The 26300-nt window shown below is 42.4% G+C and carries 27 protein-coding genes and 1 other RNA gene; 18 read left to right on the forward strand and 10 right to left on the reverse strand.

Features of this window, described 5'->3' with window-relative positions:
* The first annotated feature begins 10 nt into the window (after window positions 1-10).
* From rpsB to C4S61_RS07440, 4 genes are all read left to right on the forward strand, one after another.
* Window positions 11-772 carry a 30S ribosomal protein S2 gene (gene rpsB / locus C4S61_RS07425; protein ID WP_103924144.1) on the forward strand — a complete coding sequence of 254 codons (762 nt, stop codon included), beginning with the start codon at window positions 11-13 and terminating at the stop codon, window positions 770-772.
* A gap of 113 nt (window positions 773-885) precedes the next feature.
* A complete protein-coding gene (gene tsf, locus C4S61_RS07430; protein WP_103924145.1) occupies window positions 886-1716 on the forward strand; it encodes a translation elongation factor Ts in 831 nt (276 codons plus the stop codon).
* Window positions 1717-1914: 198 nt separating this feature from the next.
* Window positions 1915-2094 carry a hypothetical protein gene (locus tag C4S61_RS07435; RefSeq protein ID WP_103924146.1) on the forward strand — a complete coding sequence of 60 codons (180 nt, stop codon included), beginning with the start codon at window positions 1915-1917 and terminating at the stop codon, window positions 2092-2094.
* Window positions 2095-2144: 50 nt separating this feature from the next.
* Complete coding sequence (locus tag C4S61_RS07440) at window positions 2145-3323, forward strand: DUF4221 family protein (RefSeq protein ID WP_103924147.1); 1179 nt, start codon at window positions 2145-2147, stop codon at window positions 3321-3323.
* 19 nt (window positions 3324-3342) lie between these two features.
* Here the strand turns inward: C4S61_RS07440 and C4S61_RS07445 are convergent, their stop codons facing one another.
* Window positions 3343-4632 (reverse strand): aminopeptidase P family protein, encoded by a 1290-nt coding sequence (locus C4S61_RS07445; protein ID WP_103924148.1) that lies wholly within the window; start codon window positions 4630-4632, stop codon window positions 3343-3345.
* 132 nt (window positions 4633-4764) lie between these two features.
* Here C4S61_RS07445 and C4S61_RS07450 point away from each other — a divergent pair, with 132 nt between their 5' ends.
* From C4S61_RS07450 to C4S61_RS07465, 4 genes are all read left to right on the forward strand, one after another.
* The gene (locus tag C4S61_RS07450; protein WP_103924149.1) at window positions 4765-5994 is read left to right on the forward strand and encodes a M16 family metallopeptidase; all 1230 of its coding nucleotides are present in this window, start codon (window positions 4765-4767) and stop codon (window positions 5992-5994) included.
* A 3-nt stretch (window positions 5995-5997) separates the two neighbouring features.
* Window positions 5998-6642, forward strand: coding sequence for an O-methyltransferase (locus C4S61_RS07455; RefSeq protein WP_103924150.1), 645 nt, complete (start codon window positions 5998-6000; stop codon window positions 6640-6642).
* Window positions 6643-6703: 61 nt separating this feature from the next.
* On the forward strand, window positions 6704-8290 hold the full coding sequence (locus C4S61_RS07460; protein WP_103924151.1) for a LysM peptidoglycan-binding domain-containing protein: 1587 nt from the start codon (window positions 6704-6706) through the stop codon (window positions 8288-8290).
* 23 nt (window positions 8291-8313) lie between these two features.
* The gene (locus C4S61_RS07465) at window positions 8314-9306 is read left to right on the forward strand and encodes a DUF3078 domain-containing protein (protein ID WP_103924152.1); all 993 of its coding nucleotides are present in this window, start codon (window positions 8314-8316) and stop codon (window positions 9304-9306) included.
* Here the strand turns inward: C4S61_RS07465 and C4S61_RS07470 are convergent.
* On the reverse strand, window positions 9303-9758 hold the full coding sequence (locus tag C4S61_RS07470) for a hypothetical protein (RefSeq protein ID WP_103924153.1): 456 nt from the start codon (window positions 9756-9758) through the stop codon (window positions 9303-9305). The genes C4S61_RS07465 and C4S61_RS07470 overlap by 4 nt on opposite strands.
* Window positions 9759-9892: 134 nt before the next feature.
* Complete coding sequence (locus C4S61_RS07475) at window positions 9893-11035, reverse strand: DNA polymerase III subunit gamma/tau (protein ID WP_103924154.1); 1143 nt, start codon at window positions 11033-11035, stop codon at window positions 9893-9895.
* Window positions 11036-11363: 328 nt separating this feature from the next.
* On the opposite strand from C4S61_RS07475, the gene ssrA reads away from it, so the two are divergent.
* Window positions 11364-11765, forward strand: a transfer-messenger RNA (tmRNA) gene (ssrA, locus tag C4S61_RS07480).
* A 711-nt stretch (window positions 11766-12476) separates the two neighbouring features.
* Here ssrA and C4S61_RS07485 read toward each other — a convergent pair.
* The gene (locus C4S61_RS07485) at window positions 12477-12755 is read right to left on the reverse strand and encodes a Txe/YoeB family addiction module toxin (RefSeq protein WP_103924155.1); all 279 of its coding nucleotides are present in this window, start codon (window positions 12753-12755) and stop codon (window positions 12477-12479) included.
* Entirely contained in the window at window positions 12752-13003 is a 252-nt protein-coding gene (locus C4S61_RS07490; protein WP_103924187.1) for a type II toxin-antitoxin system Phd/YefM family antitoxin, read from the reverse strand. The genes C4S61_RS07485 and C4S61_RS07490 overlap by 4 nt, the downstream gene beginning before the upstream one ends.
* Before the next feature lie 321 nt (window positions 13004-13324).
* On the opposite strand from C4S61_RS07490, the gene C4S61_RS07495 reads away from it, so the two are divergent.
* Entirely contained in the window at window positions 13325-13678 is a 354-nt protein-coding gene (locus C4S61_RS07495) for a hypothetical protein (RefSeq protein ID WP_103924156.1), read from the forward strand.
* 3 nt (window positions 13679-13681) lie between these two features.
* On the opposite strand, the gene C4S61_RS07500 is transcribed toward C4S61_RS07495, so the two are convergent.
* Together C4S61_RS07500 and C4S61_RS07505 are read right to left on the reverse strand one after the other, a co-directional pair.
* Window positions 13682-14377 carry an ABC transporter ATP-binding protein gene (locus tag C4S61_RS07500; protein WP_103924157.1) on the reverse strand — a complete coding sequence of 232 codons (696 nt, stop codon included), beginning with the start codon at window positions 14375-14377 and terminating at the stop codon, window positions 13682-13684.
* Window positions 14374-15864 (reverse strand): DUF5687 family protein, encoded by a 1491-nt coding sequence (locus tag C4S61_RS07505; RefSeq protein ID WP_103924158.1) that lies wholly within the window; start codon window positions 15862-15864, stop codon window positions 14374-14376. Before C4S61_RS07505 ends, C4S61_RS07500 begins: the two co-directional genes overlap by 4 nt.
* Before the next feature lie 89 nt (window positions 15865-15953).
* On the opposite strand from C4S61_RS07505, the gene C4S61_RS07510 reads away from it, so the two are divergent.
* On the forward strand, window positions 15954-16226 hold the full coding sequence (locus C4S61_RS07510; protein WP_103924159.1) for a nitroreductase family protein: 273 nt from the start codon (window positions 15954-15956) through the stop codon (window positions 16224-16226).
* An 83-nt stretch (window positions 16227-16309) separates the two neighbouring features.
* On the opposite strand, the gene C4S61_RS07515 is transcribed toward C4S61_RS07510, so the two are convergent.
* The gene (locus C4S61_RS07515) at window positions 16310-17962 is read right to left on the reverse strand and encodes a S41 family peptidase (protein WP_103924160.1); all 1653 of its coding nucleotides are present in this window, start codon (window positions 17960-17962) and stop codon (window positions 16310-16312) included.
* 154 nt (window positions 17963-18116) lie between these two features.
* Here C4S61_RS07515 and C4S61_RS07520 point away from each other — a divergent pair, with 154 nt between their 5' ends.
* The 5 genes from C4S61_RS07520 to C4S61_RS07540 all read left to right on the forward strand — a co-directional run bounded on the left by C4S61_RS07520 (window position 18117) and on the right by C4S61_RS07540 (window position 23041).
* On the forward strand, window positions 18117-18875 hold the full coding sequence (locus tag C4S61_RS07520; protein ID WP_103924161.1) for a hemerythrin HHE cation-binding protein: 759 nt from the start codon (window positions 18117-18119) through the stop codon (window positions 18873-18875).
* Window positions 18875-19288: a Holliday junction resolvase RuvX gene (gene ruvX, locus C4S61_RS07525; protein WP_103924162.1), complete on the forward strand. Its 414-nt coding sequence runs from the start codon at window positions 18875-18877 to the stop codon at window positions 19286-19288. Before C4S61_RS07520 ends, ruvX begins: the two co-directional genes overlap by 1 nt.
* Window positions 19285-19839, forward strand: coding sequence for a peptide deformylase (gene def, locus C4S61_RS07530; RefSeq protein ID WP_103924163.1), 555 nt, complete (start codon window positions 19285-19287; stop codon window positions 19837-19839). Before ruvX ends, def begins: the two co-directional genes overlap by 4 nt.
* Window positions 19839-20636, forward strand: a complete 798-nt coding sequence (locus C4S61_RS07535; RefSeq protein WP_103924188.1) for an amidohydrolase — start codon at window positions 19839-19841, stop codon at window positions 20634-20636. The genes def and C4S61_RS07535 overlap by 1 nt, the downstream gene beginning before the upstream one ends.
* 173 nt (window positions 20637-20809) lie before the next feature.
* On the forward strand, window positions 20810-23041 hold the full coding sequence (locus C4S61_RS07540; RefSeq protein WP_103924164.1) for an NADP-dependent isocitrate dehydrogenase: 2232 nt from the start codon (window positions 20810-20812) through the stop codon (window positions 23039-23041).
* Window positions 23042-23085: 44 nt separating this feature from the next.
* Here C4S61_RS07540 and C4S61_RS07545 read toward each other — a convergent pair whose 3' ends face one another.
* Window positions 23086-23958, reverse strand: coding sequence for a S1 family peptidase (locus C4S61_RS07545; protein WP_103924189.1), 873 nt, complete (start codon window positions 23956-23958; stop codon window positions 23086-23088).
* 251 nt (window positions 23959-24209) lie between these two features.
* On the opposite strand from C4S61_RS07545, the gene gap reads away from it, so the two are divergent.
* Window positions 24210-25214: a type I glyceraldehyde-3-phosphate dehydrogenase gene (gene gap / locus C4S61_RS07550; RefSeq protein ID WP_103924165.1), complete on the forward strand. Its 1005-nt coding sequence runs from the start codon at window positions 24210-24212 to the stop codon at window positions 25212-25214.
* A 101-nt stretch (window positions 25215-25315) separates the two neighbouring features.
* On the forward strand, window positions 25316-25936 hold the full coding sequence (locus tag C4S61_RS07555; protein ID WP_103924166.1) for an LON peptidase substrate-binding domain-containing protein: 621 nt from the start codon (window positions 25316-25318) through the stop codon (window positions 25934-25936).
* Window positions 25937-26152: 216 nt separating this feature from the next.
* On the opposite strand, the gene C4S61_RS22635 is transcribed toward C4S61_RS07555, so the two are convergent.
* The gene (locus C4S61_RS22635; protein ID WP_407640574.1) at window positions 26153-26257 is read right to left on the reverse strand and encodes a GIY-YIG nuclease family protein; all 105 of its coding nucleotides are present in this window, start codon (window positions 26255-26257) and stop codon (window positions 26153-26155) included.
* Window positions 26258-26300 lie beyond the last annotated feature (43 nt).

Here is a 26300-nt window from a genome sequence, read left to right on the forward strand (position 1 = left end):
AATTTCATTCATGTCAAAAATCGAATACAAAGACTTACTGGATGCTGGTGTCCATTTCGGACACTTGACGAGAAAGTGGGATCCAAGAATGTCTCCATATATCTTTATGGAGAAGAACGGTATCCACATTATCGACCTCAACAAAACGCTCGCCTGCCTCGAAGAAGCATCCAACGCGGTGAAGCAAATCGTTCGTTCCGGCAAAAAAATCATGTTTGTCGCCACGAAAAAACAAGCCAAAGACCTAGTAGCAGCAGAAGCACAGCGTCTGAATATGCCTTACGTGACCGAAAGATGGTTGGGAGGTATGTTGACCAACTTCGCAACGATCAGAAAGTCTCTAAAAAAGCTGTCTTCCCTCGAGAAATTGATGAAAGAAGAAGCTTACAAGAACTTGGCTAAAAAAGAGCGTCTCATGGTGAGCCGTGACAAAGAGAAAATGGAAAGTGTCTTGGGCGGTATCGCTGAACTAAGCAGACTTCCGGCAGCGCTATTTGTTGTGGACATCAAAAGAGAACACATCGCTATTGCTGAAGCTCAAAAGCTTGGCATCCCGGTTTTCGCATTGGTAGATACCAACTCCAACCCAAACGAGGTGGAATTCCCCATCCCGGCCAATGACGATGCATTTAAGTCAGTTTCTCTTTTGGTAAAAGCTTTCGGAGCGGCTATCGAAGAAGGACTTTCTGAACGCAAGAGAGACAAGGACGATGCTAAACTTTCTGAAGAGGAAGAAGCAAAAAGAGCGGTGGACGCTGAAGTAAAAGAATAATCCACATTTGATTTGATAATTCAAGGATTGAACATCCGGCTCAGGTCGATGTTCAATTTTTTGTTTTATCCAGAACAACGAAAATATCCAGTTAAAAAAAAACAGATCACAAAATGGCAATCACTGCACAAGACGTAAACAAACTGAGACAAATGACCGGTGCCGGTATGATGGACTGCAAAAAAGCTTTGACCGAAGCTGAAGGCGACTTCGAAAAAGCAGTAGACATCCTCAGAAAAAAAGGTCAAAAAGTATCTGCATCCAGAGCTGACCGCGAAACCAAAGAAGGAATAGTAGCTACCCGCATAACCGAAAACGGTACAAAAGGGACTTTGCTTTCTTTGACTTGTGAGACTGACTTCGTGGCAAAAAATGAAGAATTCGGAGCATTTGCAAACACGCTGATCGATATCGCTGTAGCAAACGGAGCGACTTCCAAAGAAGCGGTTTTGGCACTTCCGTTTGAAAACATCACAATCGCTGAGAAAATCATCGAAATGACCGGTAAAATCGGTGAAAAAATCGATATCTCTCATTTTGAAATCATCACTGCAGAGGCTGTAGTACCTTACATCCACTCCAATGGAAAATTGGGTGTGTTGGTAGGCCTTGTAAATACTTCAGGAGCTGATGTGGAAGAAGCAGGCAAAGACGTGGCAATGCAGATTGCAGCGATGAATCCAGTAGCCGTAGACAAAGACGGCGTAGATGCTTCTACTATCGAAAGAGAAATCGAAATCGGTAAAGAGCAAGCAAGAGCGGAAGGCAAGCCAGAAGAAATGCTTGAGAAAATCGCCATGGGCAAGCTTCAGAAGTTCTACAAAGAAAGCACCTTGTTGAGCCAGCAGTTTGTTAAAGACAACTCTAAGTCAATCGCGCAATACCTTGACGGAGTAAGCAAAGGATTGACTGTAAATGCTTTCAAGAGAATTTCTATCGGATAATTTCCCGATCACCGGATAAGTAAAAAACCCTCTCGGAGCGATCTGAGAGGGTTTTTAATTTTTAACAAAATTTTCTTTCTAAAAAATTTGCATAATAATAATAATAATAATAATAATAATAATAAAATTGAATCAACTAACTAGTCGGTTAGCTACTTTTGGCCAAAGGTTTTTTTGAAAACTAATTCTTTACAAAAAATGAAAAACTTAAAAAAAATTTTCCTGGCAAGCATTTTTGGGCTTGGCTTAGCAGTTTTCCTTCCGATTCAAAAGGCAGATGCTTCTTGTCCAAATGCTTATGATGTAACTTACCCTTCCAAATATTGTGACCCACAGGGCTTTGGAAGTTGTACTAGGAAATGTCCTGGTGAACAATAAATTTTTAGGCAGGGAATATCTTCCCTGCCTTTTTCCCAAATTGATATTGTATGAAAAAACTATTCATTATTCTTTTAAGTCTATCCGCTTTAGGATCAATTTTTTCTTGTACAACTTCTAAAAAAGATTCAATACCCCTTGAATTGAAAGAATCTCAAATTCAACTGATTTTACCTATTGATGATAGTACTTCCAACATAAGCGATGGCCTAACCTATTTACCAGAAAATAAATTGCTTTTTAATCTAAACTGGATTCAAAACAGCATTCAGATTTATGATCTAAACTCAAGAAAAAAGATTAAAGATCTAAAGTTTGACTACGAAGGACCGTTTGGAGTGTTAGACATCATGGGAATATTACCCTATTCTACAGACAGTATTTTTCTTTTTAATCAATTAGAGCCTGAGATTACATTGATTGATTCTTCAGGAAAAATCAAAAGCAAAATACGGTACCAAGCCCCTGATAACTATAGCCCAGCCTTTATTCACAATGCATATTTTTCTAGTCCTCCCATTCTTAACGGAGATAATATGATTGTAAAAACACATGTTTATGGACCACTTCAAAATATGACTCAAAGTGAACTTCAAGAAAAAGACTTGGTCTATGAAATTGACCTGAAAACAGGAAAAACCTGGTTTTTGGATTTCAAATTTCCAAAAGACTACATGCCTGAAGGATTGAAATTATTTGAGGCTTCAATTGCAAAGGGAGCTGACAAATACGTTTACTCTCTATTTGGAGATCATCGCTTATTTTTTGTAGAAGAATTGGGAGATTCCCTTAAGTCGGTCAATGGGAAAAGTGCCTACTTACCAGAGACCTTCCCATTATTTCCCCTTCAAGGCGATGGCTTGGACTTCAGAAAATACTCCTATTACAGCCCTCATTATGAAAGTTTGGAATATGATCCTTATCGTGAGGTATTTATCAGATTTGCTTTTCATCCTTTTGAACAGGATGAAAATGTTTCTCCATCAGACATGAGAAACCACTCAGGTCCTTTTTCCATCCAAGTTTTTGATAAAAATCTCAGCCTAGTGAGTGAAACACCATTTCCTGCAAACAAGTATCATCCATTCGACTATTTTATCACTTCTGAAGGAATTTACATTTCAACGAGCCATCCACTCAACCCAGAAATTAAGGAAGATGAAATGAAATTTGAACTTTTAAAATTTGTGAAAAAAAAGAATAATCATGAAAAATCCCTATCGGAGTAATCTGAGAGGGATTTTATTTTTAGCTATTCATCAACTCCTCAATCTCCTCCACCTTAATCGGAATGTTTCGCATTAGATCGAAAAATCCGTTTTCTTGAATCACAATATTGTTTTCCAATCGGATCCCTATTCCCTCAGCAGGAATGTAAATCCCAGGCTCCACGGTAAACACCATTCCCGGTGTGATCGGATTGTGCATCGTCCCAACATCATGCACATCCAAGCCCAAATGATGGCTGGTTCCATGCATAAAGTACTTTTTGTAAGCCGGCCAGTTGGAATCCTGATTTTGAATGTCTGTCTGATCGATTAATCCCAATCCGATTAATTCCGACTGCATGATCAAGCCTACTTCTTTGTGATAATCCTGAATGTTGGTGCCAGGCCTGAGAATATTCGAAGCTTCTTTGTGAACTCTTAGTACAGCATTATATACCGCGCGCTGTCTCGCTGTAAATCTGCCATTAACCGGAATAGTCCTTGTCATATCTGCATTGTAGTTGCCATATTCGGCACCCACATCCATGAGTAGCATCTCTCCATCCAAACAGGCCTTATAGTTTTCGATGTAGTGCAGCACGCAGGCCGAAGCACCTGAGGCTATAATCGGCTCGTAGGCAAACCCCTTGCTCCGGTTTCTTACAAATTCATGGAGGTATTCTGCTTCAATCTCATATTCGGTGACACCTGGTTTGACGAAGGAAAGAATTCGTCTAAATCCCTTTTCCGTGATATCACAAGCGATCTGCATCTGATCGATTTCTTCTTTTTCCTTCTTACCACGAAGCTCGTGCATGATTGGCGCCGCCCGGTCAAAAATGTGAAGCGGGAACTTCTCTTTGCAAGTTTTGATAAAACGGGCATCACGAGTCTCCACTACCACTCCTGCTCTCAGATGCTCATTGGTATTCAGATAAATCCGCTCCGAAAGTGAGACAACGGTATTCAAAACCTGCTCAAAATTGGACAGCCACTGGATGTTTTTAATTCCCGAGGCAGCTTCAGCTTCTTCCTTGGTATATTTATGTCCTTCCCAGACTGCGATCAACTCATTCGTCTCTCTGAGAAAAAGCACTTCACGCATCGCAGGATTTGGGCAATCAGGAGCTAGTAACAAAATCGTCTCTTCCTGATCTATTCCAGACAGATAAAATAAGTCATTGTTTTGCCTAAACTTCATCGTGCCATCCGCATTGGTGGGCATAATGTCGTTGGAGTTAAAAATGGCAACCGAGTTCTTTGCCATTTTTGCGGCAAACTTTGTGCGGTTACGGATGTAGAGTTCTTTGGATAATGGATTATATTTCATGCAGGATTTGGGGAAATTTCTACCAATTATTTCACCCTAAAGTTAACAATTCGGTTCTTTCCTGAATTATATTCCCATCATTACAGTTTTAGCATTTATGTATAGTATCCGAAGAGGAGACAGATTAACAGCATGCAGTTAAATATCAAAGAACTTTCCAACGGGATTCGTATTGTTCATCAGCAAGTTACCCATACCAGAATAGTCCACTGTGGGTTTGTTTTGAATATCGGAAGCAGAGACGAGGATAAAGAACTCGAAGGATTGGCGCATTTTTGGGAGCACATGGCCTTCAAAGGCACCCATAAACGTAAAACATTTCACATCATCAACCGACTGGAATCGCTTGGCGGGGAGCTCAATGCCTACACCACCAAGGAAAAGGTATGTTTTTACGCTTCCATTTTGAAGGAGCACTACGACAAAGCAGCCGAATTACTTTTCGACATCACCTTCAACAGTACCTTCCCAACGAAGCAAATCGAAAAGGAGCGCCAGGTGATTTTGGAAGAAATGGCCATGTATCGGGATTCTCCGGATGATTCGATTCAGGATGAATTGGACGAATTGGTTTTTGAAAATCATGCCTTGGGGAGAAACATTTTGGGTACCGAAGAAACGGTCTCCCGATTTTCGCAACAGGATTTCTTTGACTTTATTTCCTCCCGCTTGGATACTTCTGAGGTCGTTTTCTCGGTGGTAGGCAATATCACTTTTGAGAAAGTGCTGAAAGCTATTGAAGGCCCTTTAAGTCAGATTCAGGCAAAGCATACCTTGTATGTGAGAAGTGGTTTTCAAGATTACGTTCCCAAGCGGAAAACGATTGCCCGAGACGTCACCCAATCGCTTTGTGCAATAGGAAGGCCAGCTTATTCTCTCCATGATGCAAACCGATTCAAGCTTTACCTCCTGAATAACATCCTCGGCGGACCCACAATGAACAGCCGATTGAATCTCTCCTTACGGGAAAATCACGGGTACGTTTATAGTATCGAATCGAGTTATCAGGCTTTCTCTGACACGGGATTTTTTGGAATTTTCTTCGGCACTGAAGAGAAAACGTTGAAGAAATCCCTGACCATCGTACATCGGGAACTGGAAAAACTCAGAACCAAAAAATTGGGCTATATCCAATTGCACATGGCCAAGGAACAAGCGATTGGGCAGATGGCCATGGCGGAGGAAAATTACGCCTCGTTGATGCTTGTCTATGGCAAAAGCCTGATCGACCATGGAAAAATCGATCCTTTAGATTTGATATTTGAGAGGATAAGAACTACCACCGCTGAAGAAATTCAGGCAATTGCGCAGGAAATTTTCAATCCTGAGCAACTCAGTTACCTCATTTACACTCCAAACTAGGCGATGGAATTCATTGATCCGGCATTGCTCTCCTATTGTGAATCGATCACAAGTCCGGAAGATACACTTCTGAAAAAAATCACGCGAGAAACCCAAGCCAAGGTATTGATGCCACGAATGATCTCCGGACACCTGCAGGGAAAAATGTTGGAATTATTTGTGAAAATGACCCAACCTAAGACGATCCTGGAAATCGGTACTTACACCGGCTATTCGGGAATTTGCCTGGCTAGAGGCTTAAAACCAGGTGGTAAACTGATCACCTTGGACATCAATGATGAGCTGGAAACGATGGTGCGGGAATTTTTTGAAGAAAGTGGACTTGCAAATCAAATCGACTACAGACTGGGAAATGCACGGGAAATCATCCCTATGCTGGAGGGACCATTTGAATTCGTTTTTATCGACGCTGATAAATTTTTCTATTCGGAATATTTCGATTTGGTCATTGACAAAGTGCCAAAGGGGGGAATCATTTTAGCTGACAATGTCCTTTGGTCGGGGAAGATTCTTGTGGAAGAAGGCCAAAAAGTAGATAAAGACACTCAGGCGATTTTGGATTTCAATCAAAAAGTCCAAGATGATCCCCGGGTAGAAAACATTCTCTTACCGATCCGTGACGGAGTCCTAATGGCCAGAAAACTCTGATTCAGGCAAAATGGGAATCATTTTTGCACAGCATGGGTAAATAAAACGAAAGACCCTTTCGATGAGATTTCAGCAAGCTTTACCGATTCTTTTCCTTTACCTATTCTTCGGAACAAATCCACTTCTAGCTCAAATCCCAAAGGTTCCGGCACAGTTGGAATTTGCAGATTTAACCCTCAAAATCACCCCTCAAGCACAACGCGAAATCCAGCTGGATGTAGATGCCCAATATCGAAATCCGAGCTATTTCAAGGTAAAACAAGAACGATTCCAACTATACATGCCCATCGTGGAACGCGAACTCCGGGGCATGGGAATTCCCGAAGATCTAAAATACCTGGTGATACAGGAAAGTGGACTTATTTCAGACGCAGTCTCCACTTCCAATGCGGTAGGATTTTGGCAGTTTAAGCAAGGCACTGCCGAGGAAGTAGGCCTGCGGGTTGATGCCCAGGTGGATGAGCGGAAAAATATTGCTTCCTCCTCCCGAGGGGCCGCCCTGTACCTGAAAAAGCACAACGCCACACTCGATAACTGGATGACCGCCTTAGTTTCCTACCAAATGGGTCTTGGAGGTGCCAAAGCCTATTTTGGAAATCAATATTCGGGAAAAAAAGTCATTGAGGTAGATCGCAATACCCATTGGTATTTCAAAAAATTCCTGGCACACAAAATCGCTTACGGAAATGCATTTGGCTTGCTGGTATCCAATCGGCAACTGGTGGAAGAAAAAATTCAGGGTCCTGTCACGATGGCGGCACTTGCCAAACGGTTTGGAGTGAGTGAAGAACACCTGAAAGAATACAATAAATGGGCAGGAAACGGAAGGGTACCTGCGGGCACTTTTACCCTGTTTTATATCAAAGAAGCAAGTCTTCCGATCGAGCCGGCAATAGTTAAATCCCCTGAGGAAAAACCTAAAAAGTCCCAGTCCGCGTCCACTGCATCTGCAAAAAATTCACCGATATACAAGCAGGCCAATTCCTATCCGAGAATTTCGGGAAATACGACCAAAGCCAATCAACCCAATCAAATTACAGTCAATGAACTGGATGGGGTACTGGCCGGAAAAACCACCAGCCCAAGCAAATTCTCCGATGAGATTGGCGTCAAAGAGAAGAAATTCCTAAGAATCAACGACATGAATCCAGGTGAGCGAATCGAGACGGGAAAGTACTATTATACCGAAAAGAAAAAAACCAGCGCTCAAGTGGACACACACTTGGTACTTCCAGGTGAAACGCTCTGGTCCATCTCACAGAAATACGGAATCCGACTAGCTTCCCTTAAATCAAAAAATCGAATCAGGAAAGACTCAGATCTCAAAGCGGGAATGGTACTCAACCTCCGAGAACCCAGAAAGCGGGGCGAAGACATTACCATACTACCGATTTCCCAACCTGTACAACAAAATAAATCAGTAATTGCTTCCGCTACCAAGCCTGTTGAAGCCAAACCTTCCACTCCAACTTACCCTAGGGAGACTGCGCAACCAAATCGGGTAACCCACACCGTAGCGCAGGGGGAAACTCTTTTCGCTATCTCCAGAAAATATGGAGTCACTGTCGAAAACCTAAAATCCTGGAACAGTATAGGAAGCCAAAACATCATCAGCATCGGTCAAAAATTGGTTATCTTCAAGCCTTGATTTGCCTGTCAAACTTCCTTTCAATGCTTAAGCACACCTTTTTTACGGGAATCCTCTTTTTTATTTTGAGTATTTCCGTCCTTGCACAGGACCGATTAATAATCCCCGACACGGTATTGATAAATGGCGATACCTTGTTGATGCTGGGGGATTCCATTTTGTTGGATGAACCTGTAAAAGAGATTTTTTGGCAGACAGGAGGAAACTACAATCTCAACATTCAGCAAGTCACGTTAAGCAATTGGGCAGCGGGTGGCGCAAGTTCATTTGCGTTGAATTCCGGTGTTTCCCTTTTTGCCAACTATAAAAAAGACTCCAAAGTCTGGGACACCCAACTGAACATTAATCTTGGATTTAACAGGCAGTCTGATCGGCAGTTTCAAACACGAAAGACGAATGATAATTTCGTTTTTGTCAGTAATTACGGACGTCAAATATCAAAATTCATGTACCTAACGACGCAGTTGGATGCAAGAACCCAACTGCTCACAGGGTATCAATACTCCCGGCCATCAGGGAGTGAGGTGGATGTTAGAAAGAAAATTTCAGACCTGCTCTCTCCCGGCTATTTACAGTCATCTACCGGTCTCAATTTGAGAAAGACTTACGAAAATAAAAGCCGGCTATCCATCATCTTGTCCCCTTTCACCGGTCGATTTACCATCGTCATGAATGACTCCTTGAGCAGTGTCGGGGCGTTTGGGGTGATGCCGGGAGAAAACGTGCGGGCTGAGGCAGGTATGTCACTTGCCACCAGTGTGGTAGATTTTATTCTGATGGAAAATGTAACCTGGAAAGCTGACCTTAATCTTTTTTCAAACTATGAAAGCTTTGGGAATTTAGTGGTGAATTTCAATTCCATCATCCGGTTGAAAGTCAATAAGTTCATTTCTACCCGAATCGAAACCGCCCTGATCTATGACGAGGAGGTTTTTATCAGACAAGAAGACGGGACTTCCAGGCAGGCTGTCCAACTTCAGAATCTGATTAATTTTGGAATTTCACTGGATTTTTAAAAATCTGCCTCCAACCCAAATTTCCGCTGAAGTTCAGCCAAAGCAGGATGCTTCTCTTTCAGGTAATTAAACTTGTCCGTATTGGTGTAAAGTTTTGGAGCTCCAGTTTCGACTTCTTCTCTTAGTTCCACTAAAATCATCACGCGATCCGCGCCGGTTAGCTGTCTTATCAGTCCCACCAATTCGGGCTTCATCTTACCCGCAATTTCCTCCTGCATGTGTCCGGCTACTTCCAGGATGACTTCTCCACCGGTCCTCACTTTGATCTGTTGACCCAGAATAGCCAACTCCAGATTTTTATCCGCCTTTTTAAAATGAGCCCGAATCGATTCAACATGCGAGTCAAATAACTCCTGCGTTAAGGTCAGGGCATTATCCTTTGGCTTTACTTCCACCACCTCTTGAGTTTTCAATTCCGAAGCTTCCTTAGTCTGCCTTGTCTTTTCATCCACAAGCTTTTTAGTTTGTGAAAGACTGGAAGGAATTGAAATCGTGGTTTTTAATGGCGTCTTTTTGGTACTCGAAAAATCGACCGAAACAGTGGGATGACCTGAAGAAGCTTCAGGTGTTTCTTCTGCCTTTTCACTCAGGCTTTTTTTTTTGCTTCAGCACCAGCAAGAGTGGCCAAGCGAAAAGCCTGAGGAAGTTTGGCCATCTTCATCAATGCCAACTCCACATGAAGCCTTTGATTTTTACTGGCTTTGTAGTGGATATCGCATTGGTTGGCCAAGTTCAGGGCAGAAAGCAAAAAAGAACCGGAAGATTTTTGGGTCTGAAGCAGATAGCGTTCTTTGGCACTATCGGAAACCTGAAGCAATTCGACTGTGGCTTCATCCTTAACCACAAGCAAGTCCCTAAAATGCTCACTGAGCCCTACGATAAAGTTGTGGCCATCGAAACCCTTCTTGAGGATTTCATCAAAAATCAAGAGTGTGGATGAAAGATCTTCTGCTAGAAGTGCATCCACAACTTTGAAATAGTAATCGTAATCGAGGATATTTAGATTATCGATGGTCTCCTTATAGGTGACTTTTTTACCCGCAGAATACGTGACAATCAAGTCAAAAATCGACAAGGCATCACGTAGCGCCCCGTCAGCTTTGGTTGCGATCAATCGCAGCGCTTCATCTTCGTAGTCGACTTTCTCCTTTTCGGCGATTTCCCGGAGGTGATCTGCGATATGCTTGATTTGAATTCGGTTGAAGTCAAAAATCTGGCAACGGGAAAGGATCGTGGGGATAATTTTGTGTTTTTCTGTAGTAGCCAAAATAAAAATCGCATACTTCGGAGGCTCTTCCAGCGTCTTCAAAAACGCATTGAAGGCAGCAGTGGAAAGCATGTGCACCTCATCAATGATATAGACCTTGTATTGCCCTTTTTGAGGCGCGTATCTCACTTGATCTACGAGGTTTCGAATGTCGTCTACAGAGTTATTGGAAGCTGCATCGAGCTCATAGATATTGAATGAGGCATTATTCTGAAAGGAAACGCAGGAGTCACACTTTCCGCAGGCTTCGTTGTTGGTGACATTTTCGCAGTTGATTGTCTTGGCAAGAATTCGAGCGCAGGTAGTTTTGCCTACTCCACGGGGGCCGCAAAACAGGAAAGCCTGAGCTAGGTGATGATTGGAGATGGCATTCTGCAGTGTGGTAGTGATGTGCTGTTGTCCTACTACACTTTTAAAATCTGCCGGTCTGTATTTTCTTGCCGAGACGACGAAGTTTTCCATTGCTGCAAGTTATAAAAAAGTGGATATTCTGACGGAGTGAAAATTATCCTTTTGGAAAGTTTTTCGCTAAGATTTTGAGGTTTAATTAGATCGGAAAATTGAAAAGTCTAAAGGTTGAAAAGTTGGAAGGTTACAAAGTTGGAAGGTTTTAATGCGCAAAAGTCAGGAGTTTAGAATTGTAAGTTGGTAAAGTTGAAAAGTGGTAAGGTTAAAAAGTGGTAAGGTTTCCCAAGTTTAAAGCCTCTACACAACTTGAAGCCTAGTAAATCGTAATTCGAAATTCCAAAGGGAACCAAATTTGAATTACATTTGTCATCCAAATACGAATGGGGCTGACCGGTTTTGACAGTAGGTGTAAAGATCGGGCTCGCATGCAGGCTGGAGTATGTACGGCCTTGAAAGATTCATACGAACGATAAATGGCGAAACTTCTTACGCCATGGCTGCTTAATCTAACCTCTTAGGATAGATCGCTTAAAGGGTTGAGTCACGAGAGTGATTCCCCAGCCACATCCCTCCGCCCTCCGTCCTTTCGGGGTGGATTCCGGGGTGTCGACTTGATTGGACTGCTGCCTGTGATGCGATTAAGCAGGCCTAAGCCAAATCGATAAGCCTCGCTTAGGTGTGTCATCCAGCATAGCGTGGTCGAAAAAACAACCGATGACTAAGCATGTAGACGGTACGGTGTTTCCTTATCTGGACGTGGGTTCGAATCCCACCAGCTCCACCATTCCCCTGATATTAATCGGAATATCAGGGGTTTATTGTTTAAAAGCTCAAAATAGTAGCGGATTTAGTAGCGAATCTGTCTGATTTTTGAATAGATACTTCCTAGCACCGTTCAAAGGCATCTTCCAGAGAATTGATCAATTATTTTTTTTAAAAAGTCTACAAGGAGTTAAAAAAAGCCTCACCCAAAACTGATCAAATCCTGAGATTGGTTTATTCGGAATTTCACTTGAATCTTTTCAAATTTCGATCCTTGCACAATTCGTACGATAAGAATTGTGCGAGTCGTACGAGGTGTACGATCTGCAAAAAGTCTTAAAATCCAAATAGAAACTTCAATGCCATATAAGACCCCAACAGAAAAAAGCTAAAGGAACCAAGGCTAACCAGTCTAAACCCCTTCTTCGAAAGAAATGACTTTTTTAAATGTGCATCTTGGACCAAGGAAAGTACAAATCCAGATCCGAGAAATTAGATGACGATCAAAAGTGGCTCCAGCATATTAGTTCAAAAGGCGTAGACTTAAGATTGTCCAAGCTACAAAAAACAATAATTTCATCACACAGGGAGATTGAGTCCTCACCCAGTGTTTCGATTTCTAAAATTTAATCGGCCTATGGATTTGACCTACCAGAATTAAATTCCAATTTTTTCTTTTTGCTGTATCTGAAGTTAGAGTTGGCCAAATTAATCCTCAGGAATAAAGCTGGCTTTATTTATCACCATAATGACCATAGGCACCTAAAATCGTCACTACGATCTTTGTTCCATCAATCAGATATACAAGCCTGTTTTTTTTATCTATCCTCCTCGACCAGGTGTTTTGCTGGTAGTGTTTGAGTCTTTCCGGTTTCCCAGTGCCAGTTTCAGGGTGGTGCTTTAGTTCTTGGATAAGGGAGAAAAGTTTCTTTAAAACAACCTTGTTTCCGGTATTCTTCAGCTTCTCAATATCTTCCAGTGCCTCAAATGTATAGTCAATCTCAAATATCATATACCAAGTAGATCCTTCAATTGGTCATCAGACAATTTTACAGTTTTACCTTCGAAGTAAGACTGAAGGCTCTTGGCCAACCGCTCCTGTACGGCTGGATCATCAAAGAATCGGTCATTTTTTACTTCGTTTGAAATTTCATACACTTTGTCCTTCCCACGCTGGATGATCACCCGCTCATTCTTATCAATCAGATCTAAATATTTTTTGAGATTTTGCCGAAACTCTCTTGTGCTTATTACTAACATGATTTCAAATTTTGTGTACACGTAATGGTACACTAATTTAAATGAAAAGGTTCAGAATATTGGTAAAAGATGATTTAAAATCACTTGACTCATCAAAGACCTTTCAAGTATCATTTTCCCAACTTGATTTGAAAATGCAAGATTAAATTTGCTCCTCTCCTAAAAAATCTTTCTATATGCCTCACAAACCATCCTCCAAATCCCAAATTGTCACAGAAGAGGTTTTTTTTTCCTACAATTCTTATTTCTTTGATTGCCAATTGGCCTTTTTAACTCTTTCACACTTCGTTTGTTAACTTGCCAAAGTCAAGTCATATCCCTATGAAAAAGTTACCGCTTCTGTTTTTCATCCTTTTAGGCTGCAATATTATTCCCCCTGAACCGTCTGATTTTACCATAGAAGAAGTAAGGGTCATTGCCGAACCCAACCAAAGTTTTCAAGACAGTGTAGGTCTTTTGCTCGTAGTCAGAGGTATTCCCCCTTCAAACGAATGGGATATGATATGGGAAGTCAATGGCAATGTGATGTTTTCAGAGGAGTTGGATGGAAAATCCGGAAGAATCTCAACCCTTAAGAAATTCAAAGCAAGTCAGCCCGGAGAATATGTTTTTGAGGGATGTATCGTATCCAAGACAATGCGAATCTGTGACGATGAAACTTTCTACCTAAAGTAATATTTACCCCGTAAAATAAGCTTCCAATTCCCCCATCATTTCGGACTTTTCTCTTAAGTCCCTGATCACTTTTCCTTTTTCCAGTAAAACAATTCGCTCACAGATTTCAGTGACATGGTTCAGGTCATGACTGGATATCAAAAAGGTAATCCTGGAATTTTCAGTCTCCCGAAGAATAAGCTTTTTCAACCGAATCTGGGAGCTTGGATCCAGGTTTTCGAAGGGCTCGTCTAGAAGGACAACCTCGGGATTGCCCATCAGGGCCGCTGCGATCCCCACTTTTTTAAGATTCCCTTTGGACAGATCGCGGATGTATTTCTTCTTACCCAAAACCTCATCGTTGAACAGTTCGGTAAACCGATCGAGGTGATTCTTGAGATCGGCAACTGACATGCCGTAGATTACTCGTAGCGTTTCAAAATACTCGTCCGGCGTCAGGTAAGCCAAAAGCATGTGTTCGTCCAAATAGGCTCCGGTCTTGGCCTTCCAGGCTTCTGTTTTACTGACGTCCTCACCATTGATCTTTACGTAGCCTGATGATGCCCTGACAAGATCAAGGATAATACGAAAAAGGGTAGTTTTACCGGCGCCGTTGTTCCCCACCAGTCCAAAACATTCACCTGAAGGGATATCCAAGGAATCTATATCGAGGACCACGGCTTCTTTGTATTGCTTTTTGAGTTGAGATATCTGAATCATAGTTCTTGACGGAATGAAGATGAAATTTCGTATCGGTTAGAAAGCACCCGATCGATGTTGATTTGAGACAAAGGTTTGAAAGCCAGCAACCCTAGAAGACCGATAATTCCCAAAGCCAACAGGCCTACATATTCATTGAACAAAAGCCAAAAAGGAACATATATGGCATATGGAGCCAGAAACATGGGTAAAATCATCAGGAATTGCGCTGCGCCGACACCTTCATAGTTAAACATTGCGCCTTTGTTCAAATCCATCGGTTTGGGCTTCCAAAGGGAAAAATAGATGATCAAATGCATTAAGATCCCGATGTTGAAAAAAAGACAACAGACGTGAAGCAGGAGAAATTGCCAACCGAAGAAAGTATAAGGAACAGCTGCAAGGAAACAAACAAATGAAACCCCGATGAAAAGCAGGTATTTTCCTCTCACCAGTGATTCAATACCGTGCCTTTTGGAAAGGAAAAAATCAAAATTGGCTGAATTCCAACTTAAGAATAACTGGGCATATTGAAGCATGAAGATGCCCGTGATGAAAATCCCCACAAAAATAAAGAACCAGTTGATACCAGAACCTGCTGTTGCATATTGGGGATTTTTATAAAATATCAATCCATAAAGCAAAAAGAACCCAGCCAGCATCAGGTAAGTTCGGCTCTTTTTATGTCGGATGATCAGCTTCCATTCCAGATTGGCCATCTCGCCAGCCAATCCAAATCTCGAGAAAAGCCCGATCGACTGATTGACAAAGCGTACATCCTCTTCTTCGGAAAGATCCTCCAAATAAGCATTGGAAACATAAAATCTGTAGCAAAGTAAATAAGCTGCTATCATCACCCCGAGCATTCCCAGAAGTGGAATCGGACTGGTCAAAGAGAAGTCAAAAACCGGTTTCATGATTTCGCCCAGATTAAACCAACCCATATAACTGGATCCAGCCCCTAAAACCAACACCAAGAAAATCACAAACAGACCAATCAAGCTATCCTCGAATCGCTGCTTGAACCAAAGCATAAACCAGTGAATCGTCCAGCTTGTAAACGTAATCGTAGCGATCCAAGTAAGGGCACCGATTACTCCATACTTGGCATCGACTACTTCGATCGAAAATGGCAAAAACAGTAAAATAGCAATGATACTAAGCGGAGAAATGAATGATCTCAACAACAGCATTTGAATAATCCTCCCCTTCCCGATCGGAAGATGAAGCAAACTTTCCAGTTCGATTACCGGAAGCTGTTGGATAAAATACCGATAGAGAAATTCCCCTAGAAAAAAGTAAATCATAAAGCTGTTGAGTAAAGCGATGTAATCTTCCCCCGGTGCTACCACGTCAAGAATGGACTTGAGCAAAATCCCCAAACCCACCACATAACTCAATAAAATCAAAATCAAAAAGCCCATCAGAATATTGGTCAGGACACTTTTTGCAAATGAAGTTGAGCGCAAACTCTTCAGGTATTGTAATCGGATAAGCGTAAAAAACATAGGTTTGAATTTGAATCAGTGTTTTCCTTTCTGCAAAGTATGGGTAAACATTGAAATTATTTTCAGTTAGAGCGATCTAAAAAGGATAAATGAGGATTAGAGTACAGGAATTAGGATTTTTTGAAGCTGTAAACCAAAGAAGATCAGTCAGGATATTTGACCAAAGAGAAAGATTTGATCATGATTTGGTCAAAAAATGCATGGAAGCAGGGATACTATCTCCAAACAGCTCTAATCTCCAACGCTACAATTTTATTCGGGTCCCGGAATCATCTCCACTGAAGGAGCCACTATCCAGACTTTACATGGGTCAAAAAGCGGCAACTACCGCGCGAGAATTGGTCGTGGTAATCACAGTTTAAATACTAATATTATGGCTTTTTCTTTTAAATGAAAAAGCCAACCAGTATGGATTGGCTTTCCATTCAAATCTCGAGCAAAAGGTTTATTCCACCCCTTCTACTTTTAGGTTTGTCGCCATCGAGATCCGATCCGCTTCACCAAAAAGACCCAGTGCCTGCAGATAAACCTCATTGATATCATTGATCACTTTATAGAAAGCGTTGTCATCATAGATCTGACGTCCCAAGTGCGCTTTTACCAGAATCCTCAGGTAATCCTTTGATTTATTGAATCCGGCGGCGTCAAACTCGACTTTGTTTTTCTTACCGAATTCTACCAATTCCATCAACACTGCATCACTTACCTGATAGTCAGTATAGTACTGCTGTAGGGTCATATTAGTGAATTGTTCTTTGTTCTTGCTAACAAAATCCAGAATAAACTCCCGGGAAGAATCAGAATTAAAGAGTCTGTTAACGTATGGGCTATTCATCGTCGTGTCCAAAGCCACGAAATAATCAGGCATAATTCCACCTCCACCGTAGACCGTACGCCCTTTTTTGGTTTCGTACTTCAGGCTGTCATTGAATTTGATACTGTCAGCGGAGAAAAACTCCCCGTGCTCATAGCGATTGATCAGATCAGTTTCGTAAGCGCTGTAATTTGAATCATACGGTTTTTGAATAGATCGGCCCGAAGGGGTAAAATATCGGGCAATCGTCAACCTCAGCTCTGCACCGTCTGACAAATCGATCGGCATCTGGACCAGTCCTTTTCCAAAGGACCTTCTGCCTACAATCAATCCCCGATCATTGTCCTGTATCGCTCCTGCCAAAATCTCCGAAGCCGAAGCCGATCCTTCATTGATCAATACAATCACAGATCCCTCCTCAAATATTCCTGGCTTGAAGGCAAAAGCTTTCTGGCTGTATTGATCTACTTTGCCTTCCTGAGATACGATCAAGTCACGATCACCGAGTAATTCATCGGCCATATTTATCGCGGCTCCCATATATCCTCCCGGGTTTCCCTGTAGGTCAATGATGAGCTTCTTCATCCCTTGACCCAAAAGTTGGTTAAGGGAAGTTTTAAATTCCTCATAAGTGGTCGCAGCAAATCGGGTTACTTTAATGTAGCCGATTTCTTCATTGATCATGTAGGAAGCGTTGATGCTGTATTGTGGAATTTTGTCACGGGTGATTTCATAAGGAATGAGATCAGATTGATTTTTTCGCTTGATCTCAATCATTACTTTTGACCCTCTTGGACCTCTGAGGTAATCAAAAACATCCCGGTTTGTGATTCCTATCCCTGCTACATTTTTTCCGTCTACACTGATGATTTGGTCACCGGACTGAATGCCAAGTGCTTCGGAAGGACCGCCTGTTAACGGGGCTACCACGTAGATCGTATCCCGGATGATTCCAAATTCAACACCTATTCCGTCAAATTCACCTTCCAACTGGGATTGGGCCAAAGAAGCGTCTCGGGCAGGAATATAGCTTGAGTGTGGATCTAGATTTTCCAGCATTTTAGTGATCCCAAACTCCACCAATTCATTCGTGTTTACACTATCTACATAGTCACGATTGATGTAAGTCATGATTTCCTGAAGCTTATACAATGCTGCCCGGAGATCATTTTGGTTACTTTTTGGCTCAGCAAAAGTAGCACCGATCCAAATCCCCGCGGAGATGGCCAGTGCAAGTATAATGGGTAGACGGATTTGGGATTTGGTATTCTTGGTCTCGCTCACTTTTTCTCGATTTTTAGTCAATAACTCAAACTACAGCAAAATGATCCAGCTGAAAACAGATTTTAGATAAAATTAACGAATGTTTATACGACTGGGATGGATAAAGGTCAGATTTATTCCCGCTTTATCGTGTAAAAAAAATTATTTTTGTCGTATGAACCTAAATCGTGATTTCGAAAAGACAGCTGTTGCAGAACTGGTTTCTGAAAATTACGTCCTAGCCGCTGTTCTTTACTATTTCGGAATCAGCTTTTACCAATATCCGACAGATTCTTTGGAGAAGGTATGCAAAAAGCACAAAGTCACCCCTGGGATACTTATAGCCGAGCTGGAAGCATGGGCAAAACGCAAAGAACCTACATCTGAAGAACTCTATTTAAATCCGATTGAGCTTCTGGTGGGTTACCTTAAGAAGAAACACTATTATTTCGTTCGACAGGAACTCCCCTTCCTTTCAAATCTTATTTCGGGAATACAGCCGGATCCGGAATTTGCGGCTTTGATGGCTGATTTGAGAATTATGTTTCCGCTGTTTGTAGACGACTTCATTCACCATATTCACGAAGAAGAAAGTCGGCTGTTTAAGCGAATTGAGCTCCTGCAGGATATCGAAGACGGACATTTCAAAACCCAGGATGCCTTGACCATTTTGGAAAAAGATCCAATCCATCTCCTGGCAGACCAGCATGAAATCCATGAAGATGAAATGGAAGGAATCCGAATACTGACCAAAGATTACTTCCTTGAAGAGAATGCGCCATTGACTATGAAAGTGCTCTATCATGAACTTCAGAACTTTGAGCGGGAGCTTTCCATTCATGCCAAAATTGAAGATGAATTGCTGTTCCCCAAAGCCGTGGAATTGGAAAAAGAAGCCCTTCGGAAGATCAGAAAAACAATTCAGACCAACTGATGGCCAGAGTACTTGCTATCGACCTGGGAACTAAGCGGACGGGATTGGCTGTTACCGATCCGTTGAAAATTTTGGCCAACCCATTGGAAACCATCGAAACAGCCAAGCTGATACCCTATCTCAGGTCATATTGTACCAAAGAAGACGTTGAAACGCTTGTCCTTGGATTCCCCACTCGTCTCAATGGACAGGATAATAATATGACCCCCAGCGTATTGAAGCTAAAGAAAGAACTGGAAATTGACTTTCCAGATAAAAAAATAGTTCTGGTAGATGAACGATTCACCTCCAAAATGGCCATGCAAAGCATGATCGCCATGGGCAGCAAAAAGAAAGACCGAAAAGAAAAGGCCGGAAACCTGGACAAAGTCTCAGCGGCGATCATTCTTCAATCTTATCTCGAACAACAATGATTTACCCAATAGTCGCTTACGGCAATCCTATCCTCAAAAAAGAAGCAGAAGAAATCACCGAAGGTAAAGATATCAAAGCCTTGATTAATGACATGTACGCCACCATGGACTTTGCCAATGGGGTCGGACTTGCTGCTCCGCAGATCAATCAGGGCGTACGCCTTTTTGTAATCGACAGCAGCTTGATGCTGGATGAAAAAGACAAAGAAAAAGGAATCCGCAGAGCATTCATCAATCCGATCATTTTGGATGAATACGGAGACGACTATGGGTTTGAAGAAGGATGCCTCAGTATCCCTGAAGTAAGGGCTGAAATCATCCGTCCTGAGAAACTCACCTTAGAGTATTATGACGAAAACTGGAACCTAAAGGAGGAAGAATTTTCGGGGATGACCGCCCGAGTCATTCAGCATGAATACGATCACTTGGAAGGCATCCTATTTATCGATTACCTCAAAGGCTTGAAAAAACGTCTCATTCAATCCAAGCTCGTGGATGTCAGCAAAGGAAAAATATCCACGGATTACCGAATGATCTATCCGCTGAAATGATGGAAAAAAGCCATGAAATCCGAGTTGCACTCGTTCAGACTGATCTGCATTGGCAAAACAAAACTGCCAATCTGGCCATGCTGGAAGAGAAAATTTGGAGCTTGAAGGGAAAAGCGGACTTAATTGTCCTCCCGGAAATGTTTCCTACCGGTTTCAGCATGGATGCGGCCAAACTTGCCGAACCGATGAATCTGACAGTGTGTAAATGGATGAAGCAGCTAGCTGCACAGACTCAAGCTACCCTCACCGGTAGTGCGATAGTTTCAGAGGGAGGGAAATTTTATAACCGTCTGCTATGGGTGAGTCCAGAGGGCATGATTGAGCATTACGACAAACGCCATTTATTCAGAATGGCAAAAGAAGACAAAACGTTTTCCCCAGGCAGGGAATTACCGATTTTTAGGCTCAAAGGATGGAATTTTTGCCCCCAAGTTTGTTATGACCTGAGATTTCCTGTTTGGTCGAGAAATGGCTGGGACCAGGGAAATGCCGGGTATGACATCATTTTTTACATTGCATCCTGGCCCGCTGCCCGTGTATCTGCCTGGGATGCGCTGCTGCCTGCCAGAGCCATCGAAAACCTCTCCTATTCCATCGGAGTAAATCGGGTTGGAACGGACGGCAATAAGATCGCGTACGTCGGACATTCAGCCGCTTACGATTTCAAAGGTGAAAAAATAGTGGACCTGGGGGAAGCTGAAAAAATCGCGATTGCGACCTTTTCATCCTCCGACCTCGCTGAATATCGCACCAAATTTCCAGCTTGGATGGATTCTGACTCTTTTCAGATTATTTAGAACTCCTTGCCATAATCCTGCTTCCTTTCTTTAAGCGGAATTTGAAACAAACCTAATTTTCGTATTTTAGGCCCGTAAATTCAGACCCTGCTTTCGCCTTTTCAACGGATGGCCTCTGTGCCAGTTCATTCGAATTGGGAAACAGGCAAATCCTTTTTAGCATCCCATAAACTATGAGTAACCAAACCCCAAAAATCCTCTACACGCTGACAGATGAGGCTCCAGCATTAGCAACCTATTCACTTCTGCCTATTGTACAAGCATTCACCAAATCTGCCGGAATTCAGGTAGAGACTCGTGATATCTCACTTTCAGGCAGGATAATAGCAGCATTTCCCGAATACCTCAAACCTGAGCAGCAAATCAATGATGACCTTGCCGAACTGGGCAAAATAGCCACCACACCCGAAGCCAATATTGTCAAACTTCCGAATATTTCAGCTTCGGTCCCGCAATTGAAAGCTGCGATCAAAGAACTTCAAGCCCAAGGATATTCCCTTCCTGACTATCCTGAAGAGCCAAAGACGGAAGAAGAGAAGACCGTCAAAGGCAAATATGACAAAATCAAAGGGTCCGCTGTAAACCCCGTACTTCGTGAAGGAAACTCCGACCGAAGAGCTCCCTTAGCGGTGAAAAACTACGCCAAAAAGCATCCCCACTCGATGGGAAAGTGGTCATCTGATTCCAAAACCCATGTAGACAGCATGAGTGAAGGTGATTTTTACGGAAGTGAAAAATCCCTTACCATTTCTGCTGCTACCTCAGTTTCCATCGAATTAGTCGGGAATGATGGAAAAAGAGAAGTCCTTAAATCAGGTCTCAGCTTGATGGAGGGAGAAGTGATTGATGCTGCTACCCTGAGTATTGCCTCATTGAAGGAGTTTTTGAAAAGAGCAAAAGACGACGCAAAAGCAAAGGGTGTTCTCTTTTCTATCCATCTGAAAGCTACCATGATGAAAGTCTCCGACCCCATCATCTTTGGTCATGCGGTAAAAGTGTTTTTTGCCCCAGTTTTCAGAAAACATTCTGAAACACTGGATTCATTGGGAGTAGATGTGAATAATGGTTTTGGAGATCTTTTGGACAAAATCGAAAAACTGCCGGCTGATCAAAAAGCGGAAATTCTAGCCGATATTGACGCCTGTTATGCAGACAGCCCCGAGGTGGCAATGGTGAATTCTGAGAAAGGTATCACCAATCTCCATGTCCCAAGCGATGTGATTATCGATGCATCCATGCCCGCCATGATCCGCACCTCAGGACAAATGTGGAATAAGGAGGGAAAACTTCAGGACACCAAAGCAATAATCCCGGACAGATCATATGCAGGAGTATATCAAGCGACCATTGACTTCTGCAAAGAAAATGGTGCGTTCGATCCTGCCACGATGGGAAGTGTACCAAACGTAGGCTTGATGGCTCAAAAAGCCGAGGAATATGGGTCTCATGACAAAACCTTCGAGATTCCTTTCTCCGGCACAGTTAAAGTAATTGACTCATCCGGTTCCGTTTTGTTCTCTCATCCTGTGGAAACGGGAGATATCTGGAGAATGTGCCAAACTAAAGATGCTCCTATTCAGGATTGGGTGAAATTGGCAGTTTCAAGAGCCAGACTTTCCAACACGCCTGCTGTTTTCTGGCTCGATCCGGATCGGGCTCATGATGCGCAGCTGATCAAAAAGGTAAATCAATACCTCCCAAACCATGACACTTCAGGCTTGGAAATTCACATCATGCCGCCTGTGGAAGCGACCATTTTCTCCTGTCAGCGAATCAAAGAAGGCAAAGACACCATTTCGGTAACAGGAAACGTCCTAAGAGATTATCTGACAGATCTTTTCCCCATTTTGGAAGTTGGAACGTCCGCCAAAATGCTTTCCATCGTTCCATTAATGAACGGCGGAGGCTTATTTGAAACAGGCGCAGGTGGATCAGCCCCAAAACATGTGGAGCAGTTTGTCGAAGAAGGTCACTTGAGATGGGATTCCCTGGGAGAATTTTTGGCACTTGCGGTTTCTTTAGAACATCTTGGCCAGAAATTTCATAACCCCAAAGCCTTACTTTTAGGAGAAACGCTGGACAAAGCAACCGGGAAATGGCTCGAAAATGATAAATCTCCGGCACGTGTCGTTGGAAAATTAGACAATCGGGGTGGCCACTTTTATCTTGCCTTATATTGGGCCGAAGCGCTGGCAGAACAAACCAAGGATGCCGGGCTCCAAGCCAAATTTGCACCCCTTGCCAAGGCTTTGGCGGAAAATGAGTCAAAAATCGTGGATGAATACAACAGTTCACAAGGAAAGCCAATTGATATCGGAGGTTATTTCAGACCAGATACCTCAAAGACTTCCAAGGCAATGCGTCCAAGCAAGTCCTTCAATGAAATCCTGGAAACACTCGTCTAGAAAAAGTAAAATGCCGGATCTCTACAAAAAGAATCCGGCTTTTTTTATCCTTCGGCGAAGATCACTTGATTTTTTCGGAGAAAATCTTTTATGACCGATACATGGATGCATTCTCCTAAGTGAATAAAAGCGTAATCATTGACTTTTTTGACTTTGCCATGGGCAATCACTTCTTTTTCTTCAAGATCAAATCCCAGATGCAAGTGCTTGGTTCGACTTTGCATGCCTACCACTCTGCCTTCTGAATCAAATAGTGGCCCTCCACTTTGCCCACGAAGGCCCGGAGTACTCATTTCAATTCCATATACTTTCCCATTCTTGTCCCCCAAAAAACGGGTTAACATCCCCTCTATTGGGAATCTTGGCGATCGGGTCTGACCGGTCTTCAGCCATTCCAGGCAGTCTTTTTCCTGATTAAGTTGGAAATTGGAAAACTCAGGAAAAGGAAATCCCAAACGACCAAGCATTTCACCCGGTTGTGCACGTTGATCTTCTTTGAGAAAAATTGGATTTCCTGAAGTAGACACTTTCTCAAACCCTTCAAATTTGAGTAGAGCCAAATCATATTCCGGATGTAAAAAAAAACGGATGTTGGAGATATGGTCTACACAGTCCACGAAAGTCACTATCATCTCAGCAACTTTGCTTTCATCAAACCCCATTCTTTTTGCAAGCGCTTTTCTTTGTCCGGTAGTCAGATTTTGGGAATCTGTCTGGTATTGAACGTATTTTTTATTGATAGCATCTGCCTGTGAAAGCCATTGGGCCACATGCTTACAAGTCAAAGCCCAACCATCCTGATTCACAAAAAAAAGAGTTGCTGCCCCTCTTTCAATTTTGGTACTTCCAAAATTTCTGGAAATGGAATGAATCGCACGGGTGAAACCGGAGACTTTTTGGATTGCGTTTACAAACATGAGCTGCTGCCATTTTAATTTTAAAGCTTCTTTAATCCCCAAAGAATCAATTTTCAATTTGATTCTGAAAATTTTTTAAAGCGAAATCGATTGAAATTATTCAAATTCCCTTTGGTCCAATGTCAGCTTCCAAGAAGTTTGGGCTATCCGTTTATTTGTAATAACTTAGCCAAAAGTCAGGATATTTTAGCCAAAAGTGGCTTCCTGAAATGTTTGGAAAATCAAACCTATACTCAAAATCAACAATACTTATGAGCAAAATTAAAGTAGGAATCAACGGATTCGGAAGAATCGGCCGACTCGCTTTTCGCGTTACGCAAGAAAGAGATGACATTCAGGTAGTAGCAATCAACGACCTCATTGATGTCGATTATATGGCATACATGCTAAAATATGATTCAACTCACGGACAGTTCAAAGGGACTGTGGAAGTGAAAGACGGTGCGTTGATCGTCAACGGAAACAAAATCCGGGTGACTTCAGAAAAAAACCCTTCTTCCTTGAAGTGGGGTGAAGTCGGTGCGGATTACATTATCGAATCTACAGGGATTTTCCTAAGCAAGGATACAGCACAAGGACATATCGATGCTGGGGCAAAGAAAGTAATTTTGTCTGCTCCGTCTAAAGATGACACACCAATGTTTGTAATGGGTGTAAATGAAGATTCCTACACCTCTGACATGGTTTTTGTTTCCAACGCATCTTGCACCACTAACTGCCTCGCACCGCTTGCAAAAGTGCTGAATGACAATTGGGGAATCGAGGAAGGATTGATGACTACGGTTCACGCGACTACTGCTACTCAGAAAACTGTAGACGGACCATCTGCAAAAGACTGGAGAGGAGGACGTGGTGCAGGTCAGAACATCATCCCATCTTCTACGGGTGCAGCAAAGGCTGTGGGAAAGGTTATTCCTGAATTGAACGGTAAACTTACCGGTATGGCTTTCAGAGTACCTACTCCAGACGTATCGGTAGTTGACTTGACTGTTAGACTTAAAAAACCTGCCAAGTACGCTGAAATATGTGCTAAAATGAAAGAAGCAGCTGAGACAACGATGAAGGGAATCCTTGGGTACACGGAAGATGCCGTGGTTTCCAATGACTTTATCGGAGACCCTAGAATTTCCATTTTCGATGCTGAGGCTGGTATCCAGCTATCAGACACTTTCGTAAAGGTCGTTGCTTGGTATGACAACGAATGGGGATATTCCAATAAGGTAGTCGATCTATTGGCTTACATTGCAAAGAAATAATCCATCAGGCCCCGAAGCGATTCGGGGCTTATTTTTTAAAAATGGAATAGAACCTTACAACCATTCTTGTTCGTTGGGGTTATCCATTAGAGAGCTATCCTATGTACATTCCGTTTTTCCCATTGAAACTTGTCGCTTTTCCAGGAGAGGAACTGAATCTCCATGTCTTTGAGCCCAGGTACAAAGAGCTTTTGGAAGATGTTGAAAACCACGGAACTACTTTTGGAATCTGTGTATTCACAGACAAACTGAGTGGATATGGTACAGAAGTCGCGCTGGAAAGAATAAAAAAACGGTACGAAGATGGCCGAATGGATATTCAAACGAGAGGGCTGAGAGCATTCAAAATGCTGAGCTTTGACAATCCGGTCTCCGGAAAGTTATATGCGGGAGGAGATGTGGCCTTTCTCAGGAATGACCCCGGCATCACCAGTGTCTTGCACCACGAGTTTATCTTCTACCTAAAAGAAATGCTACACTTGCTGAATTATGAAGTTGAATTTGACCCATTACTAGTCAATTCATTCACTTTTGCACATAAAGTTGGTTTGCGGCTGGAAGAAGAACTTGAATTGCTTCAGATGGAAGCTGAAAGTTCTCGAACTGAATTCCTGATCAGTCATTTTAAGCGGATGATACCCGTAATCAAAGCCGTAGAAAGTGCTAAGGAAAAGATCAAGCTTAATGGACACTTTAAATACCTCGATCCTTTGAAGTTTTAGCTTTAATAAGTGAAGTAAGATTTGTTTAGAAAAAGGCTAAAAATAACAAAAGCAAACCATTTCTGATCTGCCTTGGTGATCCCGCTGGGATTCGAACCCAGGGCCCTCCCGATTAAATCGGGATGCGCTACCGAGCTAAGCCACTCCATTTTCGGATAAGGTCCTGAATGTATGCTCTTGACTTCATCTTTTTGATCTTCAATTCGCGTTTTTTCGCTAAAGCCAACTCTTCCCATTCTTCCTTGTAAACCAAACCCAAGGCACTCCAGTGGAGGTAAATTTAGAGTGTCCAAGATTATGTTCATAAAGCCTACGATCCAAATCAGTACAGGCTCCAACATAATACTTGTCAATTCTTTTCGAA

The organism is Algoriphagus boritolerans DSM 17298 = JCM 18970, from assembly GCF_900108085.1.
Taxonomy (GTDB): domain Bacteria; phylum Bacteroidota; class Bacteroidia; order Cytophagales; family Cyclobacteriaceae; genus Algoriphagus; species Algoriphagus boritolerans.

Bases quoted from the DNA above. Each gene is read 5' to 3' on its own strand.
- C4S61_RS07450 (WP_103924149.1), top strand. From the start codon at position 4,765: ATGCAGTTAAATATCAAAGAACTTTCCAACGGGATTCGTATTGTTCAT.
- C4S61_RS07500 (WP_103924157.1), bottom strand. From the start codon at position 14,377: ATGATTCAGATATCTCAACTCAAAAAGCAATACAAAGAAGCCGTGGTC.
- C4S61_RS07440 (WP_103924147.1), top strand. From the start codon at position 2,145: ATGAAAAAACTATTCATTATTCTTTTAAGTCTATCCGCTTTAGGATCA.
- C4S61_RS07435 (WP_103924146.1), top strand. From the start codon at position 1,915: ATGAAAAACTTAAAAAAAATTTTCCTGGCAAGCATTTTTGGGCTTGGC.
- rpsB (WP_103924144.1), top strand. From the start codon at position 11: ATGTCAAAAATCGAATACAAAGACTTACTGGATGCTGGTGTCCATTTC.
- C4S61_RS07490 (WP_103924187.1), bottom strand. From the start codon at position 13,003: ATGTTAGTAATAAGCACAAGAGAGTTTCGGCAAAATCTCAAAAAATAT.
- C4S61_RS07510 (WP_103924159.1), top strand. From the start codon at position 15,954: ATGAGGATTAGAGTACAGGAATTAGGATTTTTTGAAGCTGTAAACCAA.
- C4S61_RS07460 (WP_103924151.1), top strand. From the start codon at position 6,704: ATGAGATTTCAGCAAGCTTTACCGATTCTTTTCCTTTACCTATTCTTC.
- C4S61_RS07485 (WP_103924155.1), bottom strand. From the start codon at position 12,755: ATGATATTTGAGATTGACTATACATTTGAGGCACTGGAAGATATTGAG.
- C4S61_RS07555 (WP_103924166.1), top strand. From the start codon at position 25,316: ATGTACATTCCGTTTTTCCCATTGAAACTTGTCGCTTTTCCAGGAGAG.
- C4S61_RS07540 (WP_103924164.1), top strand. From the start codon at position 20,810: ATGAGTAACCAAACCCCAAAAATCCTCTACACGCTGACAGATGAGGCT.
- ruvX (WP_103924162.1), top strand. From the start codon at position 18,875: ATGGCCAGAGTACTTGCTATCGACCTGGGAACTAAGCGGACGGGATTG.
- def (WP_103924163.1), top strand. From the start codon at position 19,285: ATGATTTACCCAATAGTCGCTTACGGCAATCCTATCCTCAAAAAAGAA.
- C4S61_RS07495 (WP_103924156.1), top strand. From the start codon at position 13,325: ATGAAAAAGTTACCGCTTCTGTTTTTCATCCTTTTAGGCTGCAATATT.
- C4S61_RS07520 (WP_103924161.1), top strand. From the start codon at position 18,117: ATGAACCTAAATCGTGATTTCGAAAAGACAGCTGTTGCAGAACTGGTT.
- tsf (WP_103924145.1), top strand. From the start codon at position 886: ATGGCAATCACTGCACAAGACGTAAACAAACTGAGACAAATGACCGGT.
- C4S61_RS07545 (WP_103924189.1), bottom strand. From the start codon at position 23,958: ATGTTTGTAAACGCAATCCAAAAAGTCTCCGGTTTCACCCGTGCGATT.
- C4S61_RS07535 (WP_103924188.1), top strand. From the start codon at position 19,839: ATGGAAAAAAGCCATGAAATCCGAGTTGCACTCGTTCAGACTGATCTG.
- C4S61_RS07445 (WP_103924148.1), bottom strand. From the start codon at position 4,632: ATGAAATATAATCCATTATCCAAAGAACTCTACATCCGTAACCGCACA.
- C4S61_RS07475 (WP_103924154.1), bottom strand. From the start codon at position 11,035: ATGGAAAACTTCGTCGTCTCGGCAAGAAAATACAGACCGGCAGATTTT.
- C4S61_RS07505 (WP_103924158.1), bottom strand. From the start codon at position 15,864: ATGTTTTTTACGCTTATCCGATTACAATACCTGAAGAGTTTGCGCTCA.
- C4S61_RS07455 (WP_103924150.1), top strand. From the start codon at position 5,998: ATGGAATTCATTGATCCGGCATTGCTCTCCTATTGTGAATCGATCACA.
- C4S61_RS07465 (WP_103924152.1), top strand. From the start codon at position 8,314: ATGCTTAAGCACACCTTTTTTACGGGAATCCTCTTTTTTATTTTGAGT.
- gap (WP_103924165.1), top strand. From the start codon at position 24,210: ATGAGCAAAATTAAAGTAGGAATCAACGGATTCGGAAGAATCGGCCGA.